Here is a 19,994-nt window from a genome sequence, read left to right as displayed (position 1 = left end):
CCGAACACGGAGTGTCGCTTTCAGAGCCTCGGCTCGTCCGCGCCTTTGGGCTGGTTTTTCAGCACGAGTGGCATCTGCGAGGCCGCAAAGCCGATCGACAAGACCATCACGCCCAGCTTGGCATTGGACCAGAAGGCCTCGCTCAATTCCAGGCCGGCAAACCAGCGGGCGCTCTCTGGAACGACGCTGTCGGTGATGTGGCGCCACATGACCTCGTTGAGGAAGGCGAGAAACTGGAACCAGAGCGCCCAGCGGATCGCCAGCAGCATCCAGGCGCGGTCGGTCAGCTCGAAAATATGCTTGAAGAAGATCTTCCAGATATTCTGGCCGAAGGCGAGGCTGACCAGGATCAGATAGGACAGGAAGAGATTGATGATGGTCGGCTTGGCGTAGATGAAGATGGGGTCCTGCAGGAAGATCCCCAGCGCACCGAAGAAAAGCACAATGATCGTCGTGAAGACCAGCATGGGCGGAATGCGTTTTTCGATCCGGATCGACATCACCAGCGCAATGGTCGCCGCGATCATGTAGGCGCCGGTACCGATATAGATCGCCTGATCGGCGGCAAACATGCGGGCGACATTGTAGACGACAATCCACACCCCGATGGGGCCGGCATCGATGAGGAGGCGCGAGCTCTGCTCGGACGTGTTCTGGGTCTGGGCCAAGATCGGCACTCCGTTTGCGGTTTACATCACCTGAAGCAATACGAGCCCGGCAGCAAGGCAGATTGCAAGTGCGATGCGCCGTCCGCCGAAGGGTTCCTTCAGTACGAGCGCGGCGAGCAGCGCTCCCAGGACGATGGACAGCTCGCGCAAGGCCGCCATTGGCGCAACCGGTGCGTTGGCGTAGGCATAAAGCGCGAGGCCGTAAGTGGCGAGGTTGAAACCCATGCACATCAGGGCCGGTTTGGTCTCTCGCTGGGCAATGGTCAGGAAGCGGCCGCCGCGCCGTGCGATGGCTGTCGGCAGGATGGTCACGCCGGACAGGACGAAGAACCAGCCCAGATAGATGAAGAGCTGGCCGGAGGTGCGCACACCCGCCGCGTCGATGACGGTATAGCTGGCGGTCATGCTGGCGGCCGCGAGGGCCAGCAGGATGAGTTTCAGCTTGGGGCGACCATTCTTCTCCGGCCAGGCAAAACCGATCAGCGCGGCGGTGGCAACACCGAGACCCGCCATTTGCCCAGGGCTGACGGTCTCCCGCAGGAAAACAAAGGCGGCAATCGCGGCCAACGCCGGCGCGGCGCCGCGCATCACCGGATAGGCCAGATTCATCTCGCCCTCGTTGAAGGCGGCGACCAGCAACATGTTGAAGGCCCAGATGACGACCGCACCGGCGAGCAGGAAACGCCAGACCTCCCAGGGCGGGATGGGCTGAAAGAGCAGCCAGGGCAGGATGAGAACGGCCAGGAAGCCCTGGGTCAGACCGCGAAAGACCAGTCGGTCATTCGCCTTCTTGGTCAGCAGGGTCATGATGGCGTGCGCCAGCGCCGAACCCAGCATGGCCAGGGTGGCAAGGACGAGCGTGTTATCCACGCGTCAGTCGTCCAGACCGGCCAGCGCGCGCGAGAAGTCCCGGGCCGAGAAGGGCTGGAGGTCGGCCTCGCCCTCGCCAATCCCGATATAGTGGATGGGCAGCTGGAATTTCTCGGCCACCTGCACCAGCGCGCCACCCTTTGCAGTCCCGTCCAGCTTGGTCATCACCACACCGGTGACTTCCGAGGCTTCCAGGAAGGCCTGGGCCTGGGAGACGGCATTGGACCCGACGGTGCCGTCGAGCACCAGCACGACATGATGGGGTGCGTCCGGCATGCGCTTCTTGATGACGCGCACGACTTTTTTCAGCTCGTCCATCAATTCGGTCTTGTTTTGCAGCCGGCCGGCGGTGTCGATCAGCACGACGTCATGGCCGTCGCGATCGGCCTGGTCGATGGCGTCAAAGGCCAGTCCGGCAGCATCCGCCCCGATTTCGCGTTTGATGACCGGGGATTTGGCCCGCTCGCCCCAGATCGTGACCTGTTCGATGGCGGCGGCGCGGAAGGTGTCGCCGGCAGCCAGGATCGGATTGCGGCCCTCGCGCTTCAGCTTGACGGCAATCTTGCCCAGCGTGGTGGTCTTGCCGGAGCCATTGACCCCGACAAAGAGCACGACTTGCGGCTTGGCACCGCTCAGATCGAGCGCCTGTTCCAGCGGAGTGAGGGTTTCTGCCACGACCTCGGCGAGGGCTTCGCGGACTTCCTCGTCCGTGACTTCCTTGTCGAAGCGATCCTTGGCCAGACGGTCGGTGACCCGCATGGCCGCCGCCGCGCCGAGATCGGCCGCGATGAGGACATCTTCCAGCTCGTCCAGAGCGTCGCGGTCGAGCTTTCGCTTGGTGAAAATCGCGCTGACACTGTCGCCGAGCTTGGTCGAGGAGCGTTTCAGCCCCTGCGCAAGCCGGGAAAAGAAGCCCGGTTTCTTTTCGCTCATCCGGTGATGACCCCCTGAAGTTCGCGTCCGTCATGCCCGGATATGGCGATATCGACAAGCGCACCGGGCCGCGGGATGTCGGCCTCGGGGATGCGGATGCTGGCGAAATTACCGGCCCGTGCAAAGCCGGGCTTTTCAACCAGGGCGGCCTTCTCAATCCCAATCATGCCGTCGAGATGGGCGGCAAGCGCCTCGTCAGCCTTGGCCCTCAGCTGGGTGGCGCGCTCCTTGATCACGGACCGTTCGAGCTGCGGCATGCGCGCTGCCGGCGTGCCGGGGCGCGGCGAATAGGGGAAGACGTGCAGATAGGCGAGCCGGCACTCGTCGACGAGCCGGATCGAGTTCTCGAACATGGCCTCGGTCTCGGTCGGAAAGCCGGCAATCATGTCGGCGCCGAAGGCAATCTCCGGCCGGGCGGATTTCAGGCGGTCACACAAGGCGATGGCGTCGTCGCGCAGATGGCGCCGCTTCATGCGTTTGAGGATCATGTCATCACCGGCCTGAAGCGACAGGTGAAGATAGGGCGCGATCCGCTCTTCACCCGTCACCGCTTCGAACAGGGCGTCGTCGATCTCGATGGCGTCGATCGAGGACAGGCGCAGGCGCGGCAGGTCCGGCACATGTTTGAGGATGGACTGGACCAGTCGGCCCAGCGGCGGCGTGCCAGGCAGGTCATCACCCCAGGAGGTGAGATCGACACCCGTCAGGACGACTTCGCTATGGCCGCTGTCGACGAGTGTCTTGATCTGGTCGACCACTTCGCCGGCGCCGACCGAACGCGAATTGCCGCGGCCATAGGGGATGATGCAGAAAGTGCAGCGATGGTCGCAGCCATTCTGGACCTGGACATAGGCGCGGGCCCGGCCCTCCATGCCCTCGACCAGATGGCCCGCCGTTTCGGTCACGCTCATGATGTCGTTGACGCGCACCTTCTCCGTACCGCCCAGCAGGTCAGCCGGCCGATAGGTCTCCGCCTTGAGCTTCTCGTCATTGCCGATGACGCGGCTCACTTCCGGCATCTTGCCGAACATGTCCGGATCGACCTGGGCGGCGCAGCCGGTGACGATGATCTGGGCGTCGGGATTGTCGCGGCGGGCGCGGCGAATGTGCTGACGTGCCTGACGCACGGCTTCATTGGTCACGGCGCAGGTATTGACCAGAATGGTATTGGTCAGGCCCTGCTCGCGCGCATGCTTGCGCATGACCTCGCTCTCCCAGGCATTGAGCCGGCAGCCAAAGGTCAAAATGTCGAGCCCGGCTTCGGTGCCGACCGGCCGTGTCGGCGGGGTGTCGGCACCGGAAGCGGCCGGATTGTCATCATGCGCACTCATGGAGTGCGGATAAGTGGTGGAGTGGCCGCCCATCGTCAAGCGGCGCGGGCAACCACTCCGTCATTCCAGCGTCAGGACCGGGCCATCACGCGTTTGGTCGCTTCCCCCACCATGACCGCCCAGATGCCGAGCAGGGCGTGGTAAAGATGCCAGTTGGTGATCCCGAATGTCGCTTCGGTCCGGCTGCCCCCGATCAGGATGGAGGCCACGCCCAGCACCAGGAAGCTGGCCAGCCAGGCCAGGCCAGCCGGTCGCTGGCCGTGCATGATCAGCATGCCGCTGCCGACCAGTCCGAGAATGAAGGCCAGGGTCGGCAGGAAGCCGAGAACGCCGCCCGTGCCCGGGAAGATCATCAGGAAGATGACCAGCATCGGAATGCCGTAGCGCACATAGCGCGTAATGCCCGGATCAAGCCGAGCATCATTGGCTTTCAGCAACAGGCCGATCGCGATCAGCAACAGGCCCGCCGCCGCCGCAAACTGACTGGTGAGGCTGTGGATCTCGGCGAGGTCATCGACCTGGCCGGAGGCGAAGCGAATGGCCCCGACCAGGGCCGCAAAGCCCATCAGGCCGAGACCAAGCCGGATCATGCGCACCTTGCCGTCACGCCGGTGCGGCCACAGCAGATAGATGCCGAGAATGGCGCCGATCGTGACCAGGGCGTCGGTCAGGGCAAAGGCAATCATTCGCCCGCCTCCGCCAGCTCCGCTTCCTGCTCGTCGATCCAGGCCAGCATCTTGGCTTCCAGCGCTGACAGCGGCATGGCGCCATCGTCCAGAAGGCGGTCATGGAAGGCCCGGATGTCGAAGTCCGCGCCAAGCCGGGCTTCCGCCTGGGCGCGCAGGTCACGCATCAGCAACTCGCCGGACTTGTAGGCCAGGGCCTGACCCGGCCAGGAAATGTAGCGCTGGACTTCGGTGCGCACATTGTGCGGCGCCAGGGCGGAATTCTCGAGCAGGCAGGCCTCAGCCTGAGCCTGGGTCCAGCCCATATAGTGGATGCCGGTATCAACCACGAGCCGGCAGGCGCGCCACATCTCATAGGTCAGGCGGCCGAACTCTTCATAGGGCGTCGTATACAGGCCCATATCGGTGGCCAGGGTCTCGGTATAGAGGCCCCATCCCTCGCCGAAGGCGGTGATGTAATTGTCGCGGCGGAACTCGGGCACGTCCTCGAGTTCGGCGGCGATCGAAATCTGGTGGTGGTGGCCCGGAACTGCCTCGTGCACGGTCAGGGCGGGCAGGGTGTAGAGCGGACGTTGGGTCAGGTCGTAAGTGTTGACCATATAGCCGCCCGCCACTCCGTTCTCGAGATCGCCCGGCCAGTAGCGGCCCGTTGTATAGGTCGGCGCCATCGTGTCCGGCACGGGGCGCACGCCATAGGGCAGGCGCGGCAGATTGCCGAAGAAGCGTGGCATGGCGTCGTCAGCACGCTTGGAAATCCAGGCCGCATGCATCAGCAATTCTTCCGGCGTTTCAGCGTAGAATTGCGGGTCGGTGCGCAGGAAGTGGAGGAATTCGGCGAATGTGCCGTCAAACCCAGTCCGGGAGATCACCTCATCCATTTCAGCACGGATACGGGCGACTTCATTGAGACCGCGCTGATGGACCTCTTCCGGCGAGGTATCCAGCGTCGTGTGATAGCGGACCAGGGTCTGGTAATATTCGCGCCCCGCCGAAACCTCTGAAATTCCGAGACTCTCGCGGGTTTGCGGAATGTATTCGTCCTGGAAGAAGGCCAGCAGGTTTTCATAAGCCGGGATGGCGGCGTCGCGGATCGCGGCCTCCGCCTCGGCGCGGACGCGGTCTCGCTCGTCTTGCGGCAGACCTTCGGGCAAACGGTCGATCGGTGCGATCAGGAGTTCCGTCAGCGTGTCCGGATCGCTCAACGCTTCGACCTGGGAGGCCGCCAGCTCGGCGATCAGGCGCGGCTGGGTGAAACCGTCTTCAAGGCCCTGTCGCATCCAGGCAATATTGGCGTCAAAATAATCCGGGATGGCGTTGATGCGTGTGACCCAGGCTTCAGCACGCGCGATCGTGCGCGGGCGGGTCGAAGACGAGGCATAGGAGGGGGCCGAGAAGAAGCCGCTATCATTCCGGAAGGGCGCCCGCATCTCGTCGAAGGGCGCGAGCTCGACGCGGAAGCGCAGGAGATAGTCGAGCACGGCGTAGGACGTCGCGTCATTCGCGTCGAGCGCGCTCTCGTCGATGGCCTCCAGGCGTTCCAAGAAGGCCGCTTCGGCTTCAGCCTGGGCGGCAAGGCTCTCCGGTGAGACATCAAACCATTCACCGGCCGCTTCCAGGTCCCCGTCGCGCGCCCGGGCGCCGGGGCTGTTCTCGTGCTCGAAGGCTTCGAAGTCCTCGACCAGCTGGGCAAAGGCGCTGGCGGCCGTTTCATCCTGGACGGTCAGACCCGCCTTGGCGGTTTGGAAGGCGATCGGCATGGCGAGCGCGGCGGGTGCTGTCAGACCCAGAACGAGCAGCGAGGCGCCGGCAAGAAGGCGTGTGGGTCGTTGAAAAGGCATGTGTCTCTCCCCTGTTGGCCAGAGGATGGCCCGGCAGGCAGCGCCCCGCAAGCCGGGCCGTCACCCTGCCGGTCCGATCAGTCCGTGCGGGTTTCAGGCAGGCCTGCCAGTCGTGCCGCACAGCCATTGGATGCCAGATCACCCGACGCTATCGCGATGCGCGGATAGGTCTGCATCTCGCCATTGGTGGGGCGATAGCGCAGGTCCAGGGTTTCGCCCTCCGGCGTCTGGACGCGCAGGACACTGTCGACCCTGGCGTCACCCACCGACCCTTCAAGGCGTTCCAGAATGATCATGCCCGGCTGGAAGCCGGCGGGTGCGGCCGGCCCGTCCGGATCGACGGCGGTGATCTCGAAGCGGCCCGCCTCATCGCGTTGGCCGGACATGCCATAGACGAAGACCGGTTCGCTGATGGTTTCGACCGGCCCGCAGTCACCAAAGGTTTCGGCCGGCAGGCTGATCGGTTCGCCATTGATGATGTGGCGCTCGTAAAGGTCCGTGATGTCGACATTGGTGATGTCCAACACGATCTCTGCGAAGACCAGCGGCGCGGGCTCGACGGGCGGTTCGTCCCGCATGGCGGCGAAAACGTCGTCGAGATCCAGTCGGCCGCCGGTTTCAGCGCGGATCGTGTGGTCGACGAGCGCCGCGAAGATCATGCCGCGATGATAGGGCAGGCGCTGAAAATCCGGATCGGTCCAGAAGCCGGCGATGATGGCGTCGTTCGGCGCATCGCGTACCGGTGAATTGAAGTCCTCCAGCAACGCTTCATTCCAGGCCGTGATCGCGGCTTCCGCTGGCCACAGGCCAGCCCTGACCGCGGCGCGCTGGGTCAGGAAATCGGTGAAGCCTTCGGAAAACCAGTAGCCGGCCGGTTCGTTCTCGCCTGAGATGGGGCCGCCAACACGGCCGGGGATCCAGGTGTGAACATGCTCGTGAGTGAGAATACGAAGGAGGATGCCGGCTTCCGCATTATTGGTGGTGAAGAAGGCAAAAGCGTCGCCCAGATTGGTGCCGCCAACGCTCATATGCCCCGGTTCCGCCTCCAGTGGCAGGACGGTCACGAGGAAGGGTTCCGGCTCGGCGCCCCAATAGGCTTCATTGGCGGCCAGGACTTGTTGGACCGATTGCGCCATGTCGGCATCCGTGAAGGCATGATCACCGCGAATGGCCACCCGCTGAGGCGCGCCATCGACCCTTTGTTCCTGGATACGGAAATCACCGGCAACCGTGATGCTGGTGAGGAGTGCTTCAACGTCCAGTTCGCCTTGCTCGAGGTCCGAGGCGAGGGTCCAGCCCGGCGGCGCATCAAGCGCCATGGAGACCTCGAACTCGGCATCGGAATCGGGGACAGCGAAAACGGTGTGACCGATCAGGTGAACCCAGTCCGGTTCAACATAGGGCCGATAGTAGTCCCCCGCCGATGCCTGCGGTTCTCCGGTTCGTTCCGGTGTGATCGAATAGCTCAGGGTGAGGGCCGCACCCGGCTCATGGGTGAGCGTCAGGCGCGATGGGTCGTCGGTGATCAGGACGGCAACTGTGCCGTCTTCGCTGGTGACGGAAATATCCTCGACGGCACCCCAGAGCGCATCCTGGCCGCCCCAATTACCGGGCAGGATGATGCCGGTTTCTCCGTCCGCTTCGCCGGTCAGGGTGAGCGCGATCGTGACATAGGTCATACCGACTTCGCTGGACATCTCGAGCGTGTAGTCCAGTTGGTCAGTGTCGGCCGTGGCCTGGAGCGCCAGAGCGCCGGCGGCGCCCAATAATTTCGTCAGCATGTCTGTCTCCCCGAGTGGGGGCATTCATGCGCAATCGGGATGAGCGATCAAATTAACAAGCCGACAGACGGTGTCAGCGGTGCTTGCGTTCCAGCCCGACGCGCTTGGCGACCATGTTGTTGACCAGGCGCTCGGGCAGAATCTTGGGCAGCGACCAATTGGTCAGCCGCTGGGGCACAATGGCATAGCGGAAACGCGGCTTGGCGTCAGTGAAGGCCCGGAAGACACGATCGGCAATCTTCGAGGGTGGGAAACCGGCGGGCCCGTTCTTGGCCATCCAGCCCTGGATGCGGGTCATGGCTTCAAAGAAGGGGCTGTTTTCATAGGGTATCGTATCGATCTCTTCGGCCTTGGACCAGATCGGCGTGGCGACCGCGCCCGGCCCGATCACGACGACCTCGATGCCATATAACATGAGCTCACGGCGCAGCGACTTGCTGATGCCTTCAACGGCATGTTTGGAAGCGGCATAGGGGCCCAGGAAGGGTGCGCCCATCTCGCCGGCGACAGACGACATCATGACGATGCGGCCCGGCTCGCCTTTCAGGCTCTCGTCGACGCCCAGAAGCGGACCGAAGGCCTGGGTGACGCGGACAATTCCGGTCACATTGACGTCCATCTGGTTCTGGAAGTCCTCCAGCGGCAATTCCAGCATCGGGCCGGCCACCGCGATGCCGGCATTATTGACCAGGCCCTTCAGCGTCTGCCCGTCGAGCGCCGCGCGGACCGTCTTGGCGGCGGCATTCACGCTCGTTGTGTCGGTGACGTCGATGATGACGGGAACCAGGTTCGCGCCCAGCTCACCTTTCAGGCGCTCGCCATCTTCCGGCTTGCGCACTCCGGCAAAAACCCGCCAGCCTTCATCGACAAGACGTTTGGCGCAGGCGGCGCCGATCCCTGTGGAGGCTCCGGTCACGACGGCGGAGGGCTGGACTTGGCTCATGTCGATCTCCCTGATGGACACGCCTAACCTAGGGCGTGCGCGGCCTTTCTCAAACGGGATCGCGTACCGAATCCCTGAAAAAGTGTCTGGATGTTGTCAGCGGTGCGCTTCGCCCTGCGTTGACCCTGACACCATCAGGCCTATTGTGCTGCCTCGACACTGACTTTCCGCGTCGGCGGGGCTGCCGCGTGGGTTCCGGACAAAAGAGCGAAAGGCTGCCTCATGGCTTCCGACTGGTCTGATCCGCGTCCGTTGTCGCCACACCTTCAGGTCTGGCGCTGGCACGCGACGATGGCGTCATCCATTCTGCATCGTGCCACCGGCGTGGCGAATTACATCGGCGCTGTCGCGATCAGCGTCTGGGTGATCCTGCTGGCTTTTGAAGCTGAGGGCGCCGTCGGCTTTCTCTTTGAAGGCTGGATGGCCTGGGTGACGCAGCTGGGCCTGATCGCCCTGACCTATGCGGTCAGCTATCACTGGCTCAACGGTTTGCGTCACCTCGTCTGGGACGCCGGCAAGGGCTATGATCCGGCGGGCTCCAACCTGCGTTCCGTGCTGATCATTGTCGGCGCTGTCATTCCGACCGCACTGGTCTGGATCGAGCTGGGGATCTGAACATGAGCGATTATCGCACGCCTGCCGCCAAGGTTCGCGGCCTCGGTGCTTCCGGCCACGCGGCCGGTCACTGGATCACCCATCGGGTGACCTCGATTGCCCTCTTTTTCCTGGCCCCGGTCTTCGTCTGGATGCTGGCCAAGTCCGGCGCGCCGGCGAATGCCACCGCCTTCTTTGCCAGCCCGGCCGGAGCGATCATCACCCTGCTCACGCTGACGGCCGGTTTGTCGCACATGCGCCTGGGTATGCAGGTGATCATCGAGGACTATATCCACAAGTCGGGTACCAAGATGGTGCTCATGCTGGGCAATACCTTCCTGACGCTGGGGCTGTGGCTCGTCACCGCCTTCGCCCTGCTCAAACTCGCGCTTTAACGGACGCACCACATGGCCGAATACAACTGGATCGATCACACCTATGACGTGGTCGTCGTCGGCGCCGGGGGCTCGGGCCTCCGCGCGGCACTCGGAGCTTCCCAGGCTGGTCTGAAGACCGCCTGCATCACCAAGGTCTTCCCGACCCGCTCGCACACGGTTGCGGCCCAGGGCGGGATTTCCGCCTCGCTGGGCAATATGGGCGAGGATGACTGGCGCTGGCACATGTATGACACTGTCAAGGGGTCGGACTGGCTGGGCGATCAGGATGCGATTGAATATCTCTGCCGCAACGCGCCAGACGCTGTTTACGAGCTCGAGCACTGGGGCGTGCCCTTCTCGCGCACCGAGGACGGCAAGATCTATCAGCGCGCCTTTGGCGGCATGACCAAGAATTACGGCGAAGGCCCGGTCCAGCGGACCTGTGCCGCCGCCGACCGGACCGGTCACGCCATCCTGCACACGCTCTATGGCCAGTCGGTCCGCAATGAGACCGAATTCTTCATCGAGTATTTCGCGCTCGACCTGATCATGGATGATGACGGTGTCTGCCGCGGTATCACCGCCTGGAAGCTGGACGATGGCACGCTGCACCGTTTCCGCGCCCAGACGGTCGTCCTGGCGACCGGTGGTTATGGCCGCGCCTATTTCTCCGCCACCTCGGCTCACACCTGTACTGGTGACGGCAATGCCATGGTGCTGCGCGCCGGCCTGCCGCTGCAGGACATGGAATTCGTGCAATTCCACCCGACCGGGATTTACGGCGCCGGCTGCCTGATCACCGAGGGTGCCCGCGGTGAAGGCGGCTATCTGACCAATTCCAATGGCGAGCGTTTCATGGAGCGCTATGCCCCGTCCGCCAAGGACCTAGCCTCCCGCGACGTCGTTTCACGCTCGATGACGATGGAAATTCGCGAAGGCCGGGGTGTTGGCGCCAATGGCGACCATATCCACCTTCACCTCGATCACCTCGATCCGGACATCCTGGCCGAGCGCCTGCCCGGCATTTCCGAAAGCGCCCGCGTCTTTGCGGGTGTGGATGTAACCAAGGAGCCGATTCCGGTTCTGCCGACGGTCCACTACAATATGGGCGGCATCCCGACCAATTATCACGGCGAAGTCCTGACCAAGGTCGGCGGCGATGCCGATACGGTCGTGCCGGGCCTGATGGCTGTCGGCGAAGCGGCTTGCGTCTCGGTGCACGGCGCCAATCGCCTGGGCTCCAACTCGCTGATCGACCTCGTCGTCTTCGGACGGGCCGCCGGGCTGCGCCTGGGCGAAACGGTCAAGGCCGGTGCCAGCCAGCCGGAGATCAAGGCGACAGACGGCCAGATCTCGCTCGACCGCCTGGACAAGTACCGCAATGCTTCGGGCGGCACGCCGACCGCCAAGCTGCGCCTCGAAATGCAGCGCTCCATGCAGAATAACTGCGCGGTCTTCCGCACTGGCGAGGTGCTGGAGGAGGGCGTTGAGGCGATCAAGCAGGTCTATACGGGCATGGCCGATATCGGCGTGACGGACCGAACCATGGTCTGGAATACCGATCTCATGGAAACCCTCGAGATGGACAATTTGCTCAGCCAGGCGGCTGTGACGGTGAATGGTGCGGCCAATCGCGAAGAGAGCCGCGGCGCACATGCCCGCGAGGACTTCTCCGATCGCGATGATGAGAACTGGATGAAGCACACGCTCGCCTGGTGCGACGAGGTCGGCAATGTGAAGATCGACTACCGCCCGGTCCACACCTACACGATGTCCAACGATATCAAGTATATCGAGCCGAAGGCGCGAGTTTACTAGGCATGGCGCAGACCGCCGGATATTCAGGCACGCCCCTGCCAAAAAAGCTCGGTCTCAAGGACGGGCAGGCGGTGGCCTTCCTGAATTTGCCCGAGGCGCATGACGCACTGCGCTCGGCGGCGGTCTTTGACCGCGAGCAAGCGTCTGCGGATGCCGGCGACGAGCTCGACTATGTGCACTATTTCACCAAGGTGCGCGCCGAGTTCGAAACCGATCTGCCGCGCCTGCGCTCATCCATCCGGCAAGACGGCATGATCTGGGTCTCCTGGCCCAAGAAGGCGTCGAAAGTCGAAACCGACATGACCGAGGACGTGATCCGCGATGTCGCCCTGCCCATCGACCTGGTCGATGTGAAGGTTTGCGCCGTCGACGCGATCTGGTCCGGCCTGAAACTGATGATCCCGCGCCCCAAGCGCGTCGTGAACTGAACGAGGACCCAAATGGTTCAGCTGACACTCCCCAAAGGCTCCGCCCCAAAAAAGGGCAAGACCCACCCGACACCGGACGGGGCGAAGAATACGCGCACTTTCAAGGTCTACCGCTATAATCCGGAAACCGACGAGAATCCGAGCTGGGACACCTACAAGGTGGACATGGATGATTGCGGGCCGATGGTTCTCGATGCCCTGTTGTGGATCAAGAACAATGTCGACGCCTCGCTGGCCTTCCGGCGTTCCTGCCGCGAAGGCGTTTGCGGGTCCTGCTCGATGAATATCGGTGGCCGTAACACGATCGCCTGCACGTCGGGCATTGACGAGTACAAGGGCGACATCACTATCTCGCCGCTGCCGCACCAGCCGGTGGTCCGCGACCTGATCCCGGACCTGACGCAGTTTTACGCCCAGCACGCCGCCGTGAAGCCCTATCTCAAGACCGACACGCCGGCGCCGGAAAAAGAATGGAAGCAGAGCCCCGAACAGCGCGAAAAGCTGGATGGACTTTACGAGTGCATCATGTGCGCTTCCTGCTCCACGGCCTGCCCGTCCTATTGGTGGAATGGCGACAAATACATGGGTCCGGCGGCGCTGCTGCAGGCCTATCGCTGGCTCGCCGACAGTCGCGACGAAGCCACCGGCGAGCGCCTCGACGAGCTCAATGACCCGTTCAAACTCTATCGCTGCCACACCATCATGAACTGCGCCCAGGTCTGCCCGAAGGGCCTCAACCCGGCTGAAGCCATTGGCGAGATCAAGCAGATGATGGTCGAACGCGAAAGCTAGGCTTGGCGATTGCTCCAAAGTTCAATCAAGCCCCGTTCGGTCCGGCGGGGCTTTTTTGTGGTCCCGCGCTGTCCCACAAATTCGTAACTGGCGCCTCGCCTGACCAGCCGCTAGCGTCTGGCCAGACGAGGGAGTGTGGCATGAGAAAGCGTGTATTGGCGGGAGCCTTGGGCCTCGCTGCCGGGATTACCGGTCTGGCGACGTCTGCGTCAGCCCAGGACCCTTTTTGGCTCCATCCCTATAATTTCTTCGGTGAGGAAACGGCGCTGACGGCCTCGGTCAATCTGGGAGATCTGGATGGCGATGGCGATCTCGACGGTTTTGCCGTCAATGGCCGACACTGGATCCAGCAGGACGAGGTCTTCCTGAATAACGGGCTGGGTTTCTTCCGCTCGGCCCGCAATGCCGGGCCTGACCGGGCTACCGGCTATGAAGCGGCGCTGGCCGATCTGGATGGGGATGGTGACCTGGATGCGGCGGTCGCGCGCGATCTCCTGCCGGTCCTGCTTCTCTTCAATGACGGCAACGCCAATTTCACACAAGCGCGCGAGCTGGGGCCCGTTGCGCAGGCACGCAGTATTGCGGCCGCTGATCTTGACGGAGATGGCGACCAGGACCTCGTCCTGGTCCAGCGCGGCGAGGCCAATCGCTATTTTCTCAATGATGGCGAGGGTGGCTTCGGAGCGGATATCGAACTGACCGGTGCCTGGCAGACCATCCAGGTCGCCATCGATGATGTGGACGGCGATGACCGCCTCGATCTGGTCTTCTCAAATCGTGGCGGCGAGGGCGTTGTGCTCTATCGCGGCCTGACCGAAGGGGGCTTTGCCGAACCCGTCTTGCTGGGCGGCGAGCTGGAGATGGAGATCCGGGCGATCGAGCTGGGTGACGTGACCGGCGATGGCCATCCCGATATCATTGCCGGCGGGATGGAGGCGCAGAGCCTGATCTTCGTGAATGACGGGCTCGGCGGGTTCGGGCGTGTGGAGCGTTTCGGCGCTGAGACGGATGTTGTGTTCGGACTCGCCCTGGCGGACTTCAACCAGGACGGGGCGATGGATATCGCGGTCGCCAATGGCGGTGTGCGCAACCGCATCTATTTCCGCGATAGTGCGGGCTTCGTCGCTCTGGACGTCGGGGATGAGGCGTCGAACAGCTATAATCTCTCGGTCGGCGACCTGAACGCAGATGGCCGCCCGGACATTGTCTATGCAGTGTCCGAAGGCTCGAACTACACGCTGATCAATCGTCTCGATCCGGACTGAAGCGCCGCCGCCGCGCTTAAATGATTTGCGTCAGCACTGGGCGGATCAGCGGTCGTCAATCCAGGCGTCAATCTTCTCCTCGACCCGCCATAGCGGGACGCTGCCCTCCTCCAGAATGAGGCGATGGAAGGTGGGATAGTCAAACCGGTCGCCTAGCATAGAGCGGGCCCGATCGCGCAGCTCCAACAGGGCCTGGGCGCCAAGGTCATAGGTGAGGATCTGACCCGGCATCATGGCCAGCCAATCGAGAACATTGTCGGCGGCTGTGAGCGGCGCGTCCGGCGTACCACGGCGGCGCAGGGCGGCGCGGGCCGTGTCCGCTTCGCTCACCAGGCCCGTGTTGAATCCGATGGCGATCGGAATGACCTCGCCACTCTCAATCCAGAGTCCAATCTCGGTCTCCGGATAACGCAGCAGGCCCTCTTCGGCGGCGAGGATCTCGGCGTAATTCGCCCAGCCTTCGACAAAGGTATTGTTGATGCCGACCGTCAGGATCGGGTGCAGCGGTGTGTCGGTCCCGGTACCGGCATGTCGGGCGACCATGGCCTGGGTATGATGACCGGGTGCCACTTCGTGCGACGTGATGGATTCAGATGTGCGACGGTCCCGCAGACCCGGAGAGTCCGGATTGAGCGTGTAGACACCGGCATAGCCTTGGGCGAAATCGGGTCGATAGCTCGCGGTCATTCCGGCGCGTTGATCAGCCGGGTAGGTGTCGATGCGCACGCTTTGATCCGGGAGCGGCGGGAAGAGATAAGCCGATGCCGCCAAGAGCCGGTCGGCATCGACCTGGGCGGTGGCAATCACAGCCTCGGGTGTTTCGAGTTGCTCCGCTTCCAGCGCTGTAAATCGCGCGCGGATTGCCTCGGCGTCATTTAGGCCCCACAGCGCATGACCGGCTTGGACAAGGGCGGCTTCGGCGTCTGCCTCGAAAGCGTCCGCCCTGGCCAGCAATGTCTCGGGGGAGACCCGCAGACCAGTCTGCTGAAACAAGCTGGCCTGGTAGCACGCCGCGCCGTTCGGCAAGGCGGCGATCGAACGCTCGGCTCGTGCCTGTGGGGCGTAGGTATCGCGAATGTAGCGGGCATGGTCACGAAAGGCAGGACCAATCCGGGTGCCGAGCGCGTCCAGCCATGCGGATTCAATCTCGTGAGGGAGGCCTTGGCCCGCCGGCGAGAGTGGCCCGTCAAGTTCAGCCAGCGCGTCGAACTGGTCGGCCACCTGGCGCGCGATACTGCGGGGCGTCGAATAGCCGGCATTCAGGCCGGCTTCCAGGTTGGCCCGCTCCGCCGGGAGATAGGTCAGCAGGGCATCCGCCCAGAGCTCTACCTGTTCGGCTGTCAGGGATGTACCAGCCTCTTCAAGCGCGACGCCCAGCGAGTTCGGCAGATTGAGATGCCAGCCCGCGACATGATTGAGCGGCCAAAGGTCCCGACGGCACACCTCCAGTGCCAGAGTGCCGTCGACCTTGTTGCGCAGATTGGCGTGAAGGGCGCGCTCGGCCGGGGAAAGGCCATTGGCATCAATCTGGTCCAGGGCGGCGGACCAGGCTCGGTTCTGCGCCAGCCACGCGGCCTCATGGGCTTCGACCGGCAAGGCAATCAGTGGCTGCCCGCGCGTGTCGACGCCCCACAGCCGGGCCTCCAATGGATCATGTTCCGCAAAACCGATCAGCCAGGCATCGGCCAGGTCGTGAACGTCCGCTTGCTGGGCATCGCTGCAAGCCGAAAGGGCGAGGACGGCGAGGGCCGATGAGAGAAGTTTGAGGTGCATGTCTCAATCCAGCGCTGGTTCGGAGACCTGCCTAGGTGGGCACTCAGGCGAAGGCCAGAGAGTCGCTCCGTTGCATCGAAAAAATATATGAAGCTATGAGTTCAATCGATCGGGTGCCGGATCGTCTCGGCCAACCAGGCGGCGACCGCGTCGATGCTCTGACGGTGCGGTGACCGATTGCTGCCATGGAGATTGAGTTGCCCCCAGCTCAGCGGGGCGGTTTGCTGGCTGATCGGTTCGATCAGCCCCGCCGCGCGGGCTGGCCGGGCCATGATGTCGGCGCACAAGCCGATGCCAAGGCCCTGTTTGACGAGTTCCAGCGCGATCCCGGCCGCGTCGGTTCGCAACCAGGGCGCCTGGACTGCGTCGAGCGACAAGCCCCAGCTGCGCCAATCGGTTCGGTTCTCGAAGGTGATGAGCGCCCAGGGTCCCGCCGCCCAGTCGGTTGAACGCACCAGGCCGGTTTGGGCGTAGGGCCGCCATTGTGTGTCGAAAGTCGCGAGAGTTCTGACATCGCCCGGTACATCCCAGGCAGAGATGACGAGGTCGATCGTTCGCTGTCGGGCATCGGGAATATCCGCCAGCAGGGTGAGCTCGAAATCGATATCAGGGAAGGCACCTTGCAGGCGGGCGAGTAGGGGCGCGAGCCAATGATAGCCGAAGGAGTATTGAATGCCGAGGACGAGCCGTGTTCCGTCTTGCGGGGAGAAGCGCCGTACAGCGCCGGTCAGCAAGGCGAGGGCGTCGCGGACATCGACGTAGAAAATCTCGCCTTCCTCGGTCAGGGTCAGGCTTTGTCCGGTGCGCGTGAAGAGGGCTCGTCCGGCGCGGTCCTCGATCGCCTTGAGGTGATGGCTCACCGCGCTCTGGCTGAGATGCAAAGTCCGCGCGGCGCGCGTGACGCTGCCAGCCTCCACGATTCCGACAAAGGCCCGCAGCGCGGCGATGGAGAAGCCCGGAGCCAGACTCACGCGCCGCCTCGCCCCCAGGCCTGGCGCTCGCAGATGTCGCGGAACATCTCGGTGACATGGGCGTCGCTCCCGTCATCCTTGCCGATGGTCATAGGTCGACCATAGGCCAGCTCGTAGCGGGCGCCGGCCTTGCCCATCAGGCCGTGGAAAATCGTCATGTCCTTGAGCTCTTCATTGATCTGGGCGAGCACGTAGTAGAGCAGCGGCATGCGCTGGCGCACGGCCAGCGGGATGACCGGTGCGCCGAATTTGCGGGCCAGGCTGATCGCGGTCGGCTGCCAGGGTTTTTCGCGCAGGCACCAATGCTTCCAGCTCCACTCCGACATCCGCCCGGACGGGAAAAGGACAATGCACTGGCCGTCCTTGAAGGCATCGATGGCGCGCCGAAGGACTTCGCGGCTCTGATTGCGATTGCGATTCTGGTCGCGCCATTCCACCGGGATGATCCGCTCCTCCAGGCCAGGGCAGACTCTCAGGGCATCACGATTGGCGAAATAGAGCAGGTCGGACCGTCGTGCTTTCAGACTGTCCCACAGGGCGATCCCGTCCGCGATACCGCCGGGATGATTGGCCACGATCACGCAGGGTCCGCTCTCCGGAACATTCTCCAGACCCTCACAACGCGTATTCAGGCGCAGATAGTCAGACGCCCATTCAAAACATTCCGTGCCGGACAGGTCGGCGATCGCATCGGCCATGGCCACGGCGCGACGGTAGCCCAGCATCGGATAGCCGATCGTGCGGATCAGCGGCCATACCGGTGTGTGGATCAGGCGGGGGGCCCGGTCCTCGATCAGCTCGTCGACGATGTGCGGCTTCACCGCGGGCGGTGAAGAATCGGCTTCGGTCATGCAGGCAGGAAACTCCCCCAACGGCCCCGAAGCAACGGGTTTTCGCGTTTCGCGGCAACAGGGTTACCGGAAGATTTACAAATTGGCCCGGCGCTTGCGACAGCCCGGTCAGACGTTAACGCCTTGTTCACGAATGGAACACGCCATGACGATGACCCAAACGCTTCCTGCCGGGGAAATCCGCCGCCTGCCAACCAAGCGGGCCCGCATCCAGGACGATCTCGTGGCTGATTATCTGAGCACGGTGATTCAGCCCGGCCAGCGCACCATCCAAATTGGTGGCGGCGATCTCGGCACTGTCTGCCTGAAGCGAGGTGCGCATCACCAGATCGTTGCGCCGATGGGTGCGATCGAGGCCTTGCAAGCAGCCTGTGACCGACGCGCTATCCCGACCGACGCCCTGAGCGGGGGCCCGGCGGCGCGATCTGACGCGGATGCGGCACCATTCGATCTGGCCATCTTCGGCGCGGAGACCGGCTTTCCGGCGATGGCCGCCAATTGGCGTCATGTGTCCGGGCGCCTGCGTGACGGCGGCGTCCTGGTGCTGCTGGGCGCAGATCACGGTGCGTGCGCCCGTCTTGCTGATGCCCTCGCCGGGGATTCAAGCTGGGTTCTGGAGGCCCGTATCGGTGGTGAAGCCGCCATTTTCCGCAAGACGGGTGCAGTCTGCGATGCGAGGTCATTGGCAGGTCTCGCCCGCGTTGCCGATCCGGCGAGACGCCCGCGCGGCGTGCGCTACGGACTGGTCAGTCGCCTCATCGACCGCGTCTTTCCCAAGCGACCAAGTGCCGCCTGATCATGGCGAGCGCTTTCTGACGCGGTTTCTGTCGTAAAACTTTCACCGAAATCGAATGCAGCGGTCATGCTTCGCCCGTAACCCGGTTGGCATGACTGCTTGCAATGCCCTCGCCGGATTCGCCGCGCTTGCGCACCCTGTGCGCCTCGCCCTGTTTCGCAGATTGTGCGACCAGGCCCCGGAGCGTGCCTCCGCCGGTGAGCTGGCCCATGGCTTCGATATCCCGCCTTCTACGATGACCGGTCATCTGCAGGCCCTCGGACGTGCCGGCCTGATCAAGGCTGAACGCCGATCCCGTTTCATGCTCTATTCGCTGAATCCGTCGGGCACACGTGAACTCGTTTCCTTCCTGGTGGATGAGTGCTGCCACAATCGCCCCGACCTTGTCGGCAAGGACAACGCGGCGCTCGCCGAGGCGTCCTGAGTTTGCGATCTAGTTGGTACCGCCGGGACCACGGCCGGTTTGTCCGCCAGGCCCTCTGCCACTTTGACCATTGCCACCATGGGGGCGGCCTCGCGCGTCGCTCGCGCCTGGCCGTCCAAGACCGGAGCGAACATGGGCGGCGCATTCCGGAGTCATGGGCAGGCGTTCCAGGCGGGTCGGCGTGAAAGCGGCCGCGCGCGTTGCGGCAGTGGCGCGCTCTTGGGGTGTCAAGGCGGCGTCAATGCGCGCCTCAATGTCATCATCCAGGCGGTCGATCCCATAGGCCTGCTCGCGCATGTTGCCGCGATAGACGGCGGCCCAATAGGCGGCTTGGGTAGGCGACCTGTCGGCCTCGATTGCCACGAAGGCCGCTGCCAACTCGGCCTGGGCAGCCGGCCATCCCGCTTCGCCGGCGGTGATGAGGCGATCAAGACCCTCCGCCCGCAAGTCATCGCGCCGCAGGTCGGGCGTCTCGGCTGCGCGTGAAAGCGCGAGCGCGCTGTGGCCGGCCAGATACTCGGCGATCTCGAAGCCTTCACCCTGCCGCGCCACGCATCGCAGGATTGGCAGAGCCTCGGCGAACTGACCCCGGTCAACCAGGCGCGTGGCGCCCTCGAAGCCGGTCAGGGGCCGCGCGTCCTGAGCGCTGCGATCATTGGCACAAGCTGTCAGACAGAGCAGCGCCGCGAATCCGGTGATCATGCGATACATTGGCCACTCCTCGGGCTGGTTTGGTGGTTGAACGCGTGAGTTCACCCGTCCGGTCGCCCGGCAGTCAGCTGACGTGATAATCAAGCGATGATCAACCCGGCAGTATCGGCGTTGGTGGCCAGCTGTCTGGCTCGACATCCGGAA

20 protein-coding genes are annotated in these 19,994 nt (G+C 63.7%); 8 read left to right on the top strand and 12 right to left on the bottom strand.

The features are described 5' to 3' along the window. Positions 1-20: 20 nt before the first annotated feature. The 8 genes from Q0X62_RS04230 to Q0X62_RS04195 form a co-directional block, all read right to left on the bottom strand. Entirely contained in the window at positions 21-668 is a 648-nt protein-coding gene (locus Q0X62_RS04230; protein WP_297732029.1) for a septation protein IspZ, read from the bottom strand. A 21-nt stretch (positions 669-689) separates the two neighbouring features. Beyond that, the gene (locus Q0X62_RS04225; RefSeq protein WP_297732027.1) at positions 690-1,538 is read right to left on the bottom strand and encodes an EamA family transporter; all 849 of its coding nucleotides are present in this window, start codon (positions 1,536-1,538) and stop codon (positions 690-692) included. A gap of 3 nt (positions 1,539-1,541) precedes the next feature. Then, on the bottom strand, positions 1,542-2,471 hold the full coding sequence (ftsY, locus tag Q0X62_RS04220; RefSeq protein WP_297732025.1) for a signal recognition particle-docking protein FtsY: 930 nt from the start codon (positions 2,469-2,471) through the stop codon (positions 1,542-1,544). After that, positions 2,468-3,802 (bottom strand): tRNA (N(6)-L-threonylcarbamoyladenosine(37)-C(2))-methylthiotransferase MtaB, encoded by a 1,335-nt coding sequence (gene mtaB, locus Q0X62_RS04215; protein ID WP_297732023.1) that lies wholly within the window; start codon positions 3,800-3,802, stop codon positions 2,468-2,470. The genes ftsY and mtaB overlap by 4 nt, the downstream gene beginning before the upstream one ends. A 71-nt stretch (positions 3,803-3,873) precedes the next feature. Then, positions 3,874-4,488 (bottom strand): hypothetical protein, encoded by a 615-nt coding sequence (locus Q0X62_RS04210; protein ID WP_297732021.1) that lies wholly within the window; start codon positions 4,486-4,488, stop codon positions 3,874-3,876. Further along, positions 4,485-6,326: a DUF885 family protein gene (locus tag Q0X62_RS04205; protein WP_297732019.1), complete on the bottom strand. Its 1,842-nt coding sequence runs from the start codon at positions 6,324-6,326 to the stop codon at positions 4,485-4,487. Before Q0X62_RS04205 ends, Q0X62_RS04210 begins: the two co-directional genes overlap by 4 nt. A gap of 77 nt (positions 6,327-6,403) precedes the next feature. After that, a complete protein-coding gene (locus Q0X62_RS04200) occupies positions 6,404-8,107 on the bottom strand; it encodes a hypothetical protein (RefSeq protein WP_297732017.1) in 1,704 nt (567 codons plus the stop codon). A 73-nt stretch (positions 8,108-8,180) separates the two neighbouring features. Further along, positions 8,181-9,050: an SDR family oxidoreductase gene (locus Q0X62_RS04195; RefSeq protein ID WP_297732015.1), complete on the bottom strand. Its 870-nt coding sequence runs from the start codon at positions 9,048-9,050 to the stop codon at positions 8,181-8,183. Positions 9,051-9,272: 222 nt separating this feature from the next. Here Q0X62_RS04195 and sdhC point away from each other — a divergent pair, with 222 nt between their 5' ends. The 6 genes from sdhC to Q0X62_RS04165 all read left to right on the top strand — a co-directional run bounded on the left by sdhC (position 9,273) and on the right by Q0X62_RS04165 (position 14,324). Next, positions 9,273-9,665 (top strand): succinate dehydrogenase, cytochrome b556 subunit, encoded by a 393-nt coding sequence (sdhC, locus tag Q0X62_RS04190; RefSeq protein WP_297732013.1) that lies wholly within the window; start codon positions 9,273-9,275, stop codon positions 9,663-9,665. Between the two features lie 2 nt (positions 9,666-9,667). Beyond that, the gene (sdhD, locus tag Q0X62_RS04185) at positions 9,668-10,039 is read left to right on the top strand and encodes a succinate dehydrogenase, hydrophobic membrane anchor protein (protein WP_297732011.1); all 372 of its coding nucleotides are present in this window, start codon (positions 9,668-9,670) and stop codon (positions 10,037-10,039) included. Positions 10,040-10,051: 12 nt separating this feature from the next. Then, the gene (gene sdhA / locus Q0X62_RS04180; RefSeq protein WP_297732009.1) at positions 10,052-11,839 is read left to right on the top strand and encodes a succinate dehydrogenase flavoprotein subunit; all 1,788 of its coding nucleotides are present in this window, start codon (positions 10,052-10,054) and stop codon (positions 11,837-11,839) included. Between the two features lie 2 nt (positions 11,840-11,841). Further along, a complete protein-coding gene (locus Q0X62_RS04175; protein WP_297732007.1) occupies positions 11,842-12,267 on the top strand; it encodes a DUF3052 domain-containing protein in 426 nt (141 codons plus the stop codon). Between the two features lie 12 nt (positions 12,268-12,279). After that, positions 12,280-13,059 carry a succinate dehydrogenase iron-sulfur subunit gene (locus tag Q0X62_RS04170; RefSeq protein WP_297732005.1) on the top strand — a complete coding sequence of 260 codons (780 nt, stop codon included), beginning with the start codon at positions 12,280-12,282 and terminating at the stop codon, positions 13,057-13,059. Between the two features lie 140 nt (positions 13,060-13,199). Continuing rightward, positions 13,200-14,324 carry a VCBS repeat-containing protein gene (locus tag Q0X62_RS04165; RefSeq protein WP_297732003.1) on the top strand — a complete coding sequence of 375 codons (1,125 nt, stop codon included), beginning with the start codon at positions 13,200-13,202 and terminating at the stop codon, positions 14,322-14,324. Positions 14,325-14,369: 45 nt separating this feature from the next. Here the strand turns inward: Q0X62_RS04165 and Q0X62_RS04160 are convergent, their stop codons facing one another. The 3 genes from Q0X62_RS04160 to Q0X62_RS04150 all read right to left on the bottom strand — a co-directional run bounded on the left by Q0X62_RS04160 (position 14,370) and on the right by Q0X62_RS04150 (position 17,919). Then, entirely contained in the window at positions 14,370-16,097 is a 1,728-nt protein-coding gene (locus tag Q0X62_RS04160; RefSeq protein ID WP_297732001.1) for a DUF885 domain-containing protein, read from the bottom strand. Positions 16,098-16,198: 101 nt separating this feature from the next. Next, the gene (locus Q0X62_RS04155; protein ID WP_297731999.1) at positions 16,199-17,068 is read right to left on the bottom strand and encodes a LysR family transcriptional regulator; all 870 of its coding nucleotides are present in this window, start codon (positions 17,066-17,068) and stop codon (positions 16,199-16,201) included. Continuing rightward, on the bottom strand, positions 17,065-17,919 hold the full coding sequence (locus tag Q0X62_RS04150; protein ID WP_297731996.1) for a 1-acyl-sn-glycerol-3-phosphate acyltransferase: 855 nt from the start codon (positions 17,917-17,919) through the stop codon (positions 17,065-17,067). Before Q0X62_RS04150 ends, Q0X62_RS04155 begins: the two co-directional genes overlap by 4 nt. A 145-nt stretch (positions 17,920-18,064) precedes the next feature. Between Q0X62_RS04150 and Q0X62_RS04145 the strand changes: the two genes are divergently transcribed. After that, on the top strand, positions 18,065-18,715 hold the full coding sequence (locus Q0X62_RS04145; RefSeq protein WP_297731994.1) for a hypothetical protein: 651 nt from the start codon (positions 18,065-18,067) through the stop codon (positions 18,713-18,715). Positions 18,716-18,806: 91 nt separating this feature from the next. Next, a complete protein-coding gene (locus Q0X62_RS04140; protein WP_297731992.1) occupies positions 18,807-19,139 on the top strand; it encodes a metalloregulator ArsR/SmtB family transcription factor in 333 nt (110 codons plus the stop codon). A gap of 9 nt (positions 19,140-19,148) precedes the next feature. Here Q0X62_RS04140 and Q0X62_RS04135 read toward each other — a convergent pair whose 3' ends face one another. After that, the gene (locus Q0X62_RS04135) at positions 19,149-19,850 is read right to left on the bottom strand and encodes a hypothetical protein (protein WP_297731990.1); all 702 of its coding nucleotides are present in this window, start codon (positions 19,848-19,850) and stop codon (positions 19,149-19,151) included. Between the last annotated feature and the right edge of the window lie 144 nt (positions 19,851-19,994).

Source organism: uncultured Maricaulis sp. (genome assembly GCF_947259345.1).
In the GTDB taxonomy this organism is placed as follows: Bacteria; Pseudomonadota; Alphaproteobacteria; order Caulobacterales; family Maricaulaceae; genus Maricaulis.
The sequence above is the reverse complement of the archived record's forward strand: the minus strand, read 5'-3'. Positions and strand labels throughout refer to the sequence as shown.

Bases quoted from the DNA above. Each gene is read 5' to 3' on its own strand.
- Q0X62_RS04200 (WP_297732017.1), bottom strand. From the start codon at position 8,107: ATGCTGACGAAATTATTGGGCGCCGCCGGCGCTCTGGCGCTCCAGGCC.
- ftsY (WP_297732025.1), bottom strand. From the start codon at position 2,471: ATGAGCGAAAAGAAACCGGGCTTCTTTTCCCGGCTTGCGCAGGGGCTG.
- Q0X62_RS04135 (WP_297731990.1), bottom strand. From the start codon at position 19,850: ATGTATCGCATGATCACCGGATTCGCGGCGCTGCTCTGTCTGACAGCT.
- Q0X62_RS04210 (WP_297732021.1), bottom strand. From the start codon at position 4,488: ATGATTGCCTTTGCCCTGACCGACGCCCTGGTCACGATCGGCGCCATT.
- mtaB (WP_297732023.1), bottom strand. From the start codon at position 3,802: ATGAGTGCGCATGATGACAATCCGGCCGCTTCCGGTGCCGACACCCCG.
- sdhC (WP_297732013.1), top strand. From the start codon at position 9,273: ATGGCTTCCGACTGGTCTGATCCGCGTCCGTTGTCGCCACACCTTCAG.
- sdhD (WP_297732011.1), top strand. From the start codon at position 9,668: ATGAGCGATTATCGCACGCCTGCCGCCAAGGTTCGCGGCCTCGGTGCT.
- Q0X62_RS04195 (WP_297732015.1), bottom strand. From the start codon at position 9,050: ATGAGCCAAGTCCAGCCCTCCGCCGTCGTGACCGGAGCCTCCACAGGG.
- Q0X62_RS04170 (WP_297732005.1), top strand. From the start codon at position 12,280: ATGGTTCAGCTGACACTCCCCAAAGGCTCCGCCCCAAAAAAGGGCAAG.
- Q0X62_RS04205 (WP_297732019.1), bottom strand. From the start codon at position 6,326: ATGCCTTTTCAACGACCCACACGCCTTCTTGCCGGCGCCTCGCTGCTC.
- Q0X62_RS04175 (WP_297732007.1), top strand. From the start codon at position 11,842: ATGGCGCAGACCGCCGGATATTCAGGCACGCCCCTGCCAAAAAAGCTC.
- Q0X62_RS04145 (WP_297731994.1), top strand. From the start codon at position 18,065: ATGACGATGACCCAAACGCTTCCTGCCGGGGAAATCCGCCGCCTGCCA.
- Q0X62_RS04150 (WP_297731996.1), bottom strand. From the start codon at position 17,919: ATGACCGAAGCCGATTCTTCACCGCCCGCGGTGAAGCCGCACATCGTC.
- Q0X62_RS04140 (WP_297731992.1), top strand. From the start codon at position 18,807: ATGACTGCTTGCAATGCCCTCGCCGGATTCGCCGCGCTTGCGCACCCT.
- sdhA (WP_297732009.1), top strand. From the start codon at position 10,052: ATGGCCGAATACAACTGGATCGATCACACCTATGACGTGGTCGTCGTC.
- Q0X62_RS04160 (WP_297732001.1), bottom strand. From the start codon at position 16,097: ATGCACCTCAAACTTCTCTCATCGGCCCTCGCCGTCCTCGCCCTTTCG.
- Q0X62_RS04165 (WP_297732003.1), top strand. From the start codon at position 13,200: ATGAGAAAGCGTGTATTGGCGGGAGCCTTGGGCCTCGCTGCCGGGATT.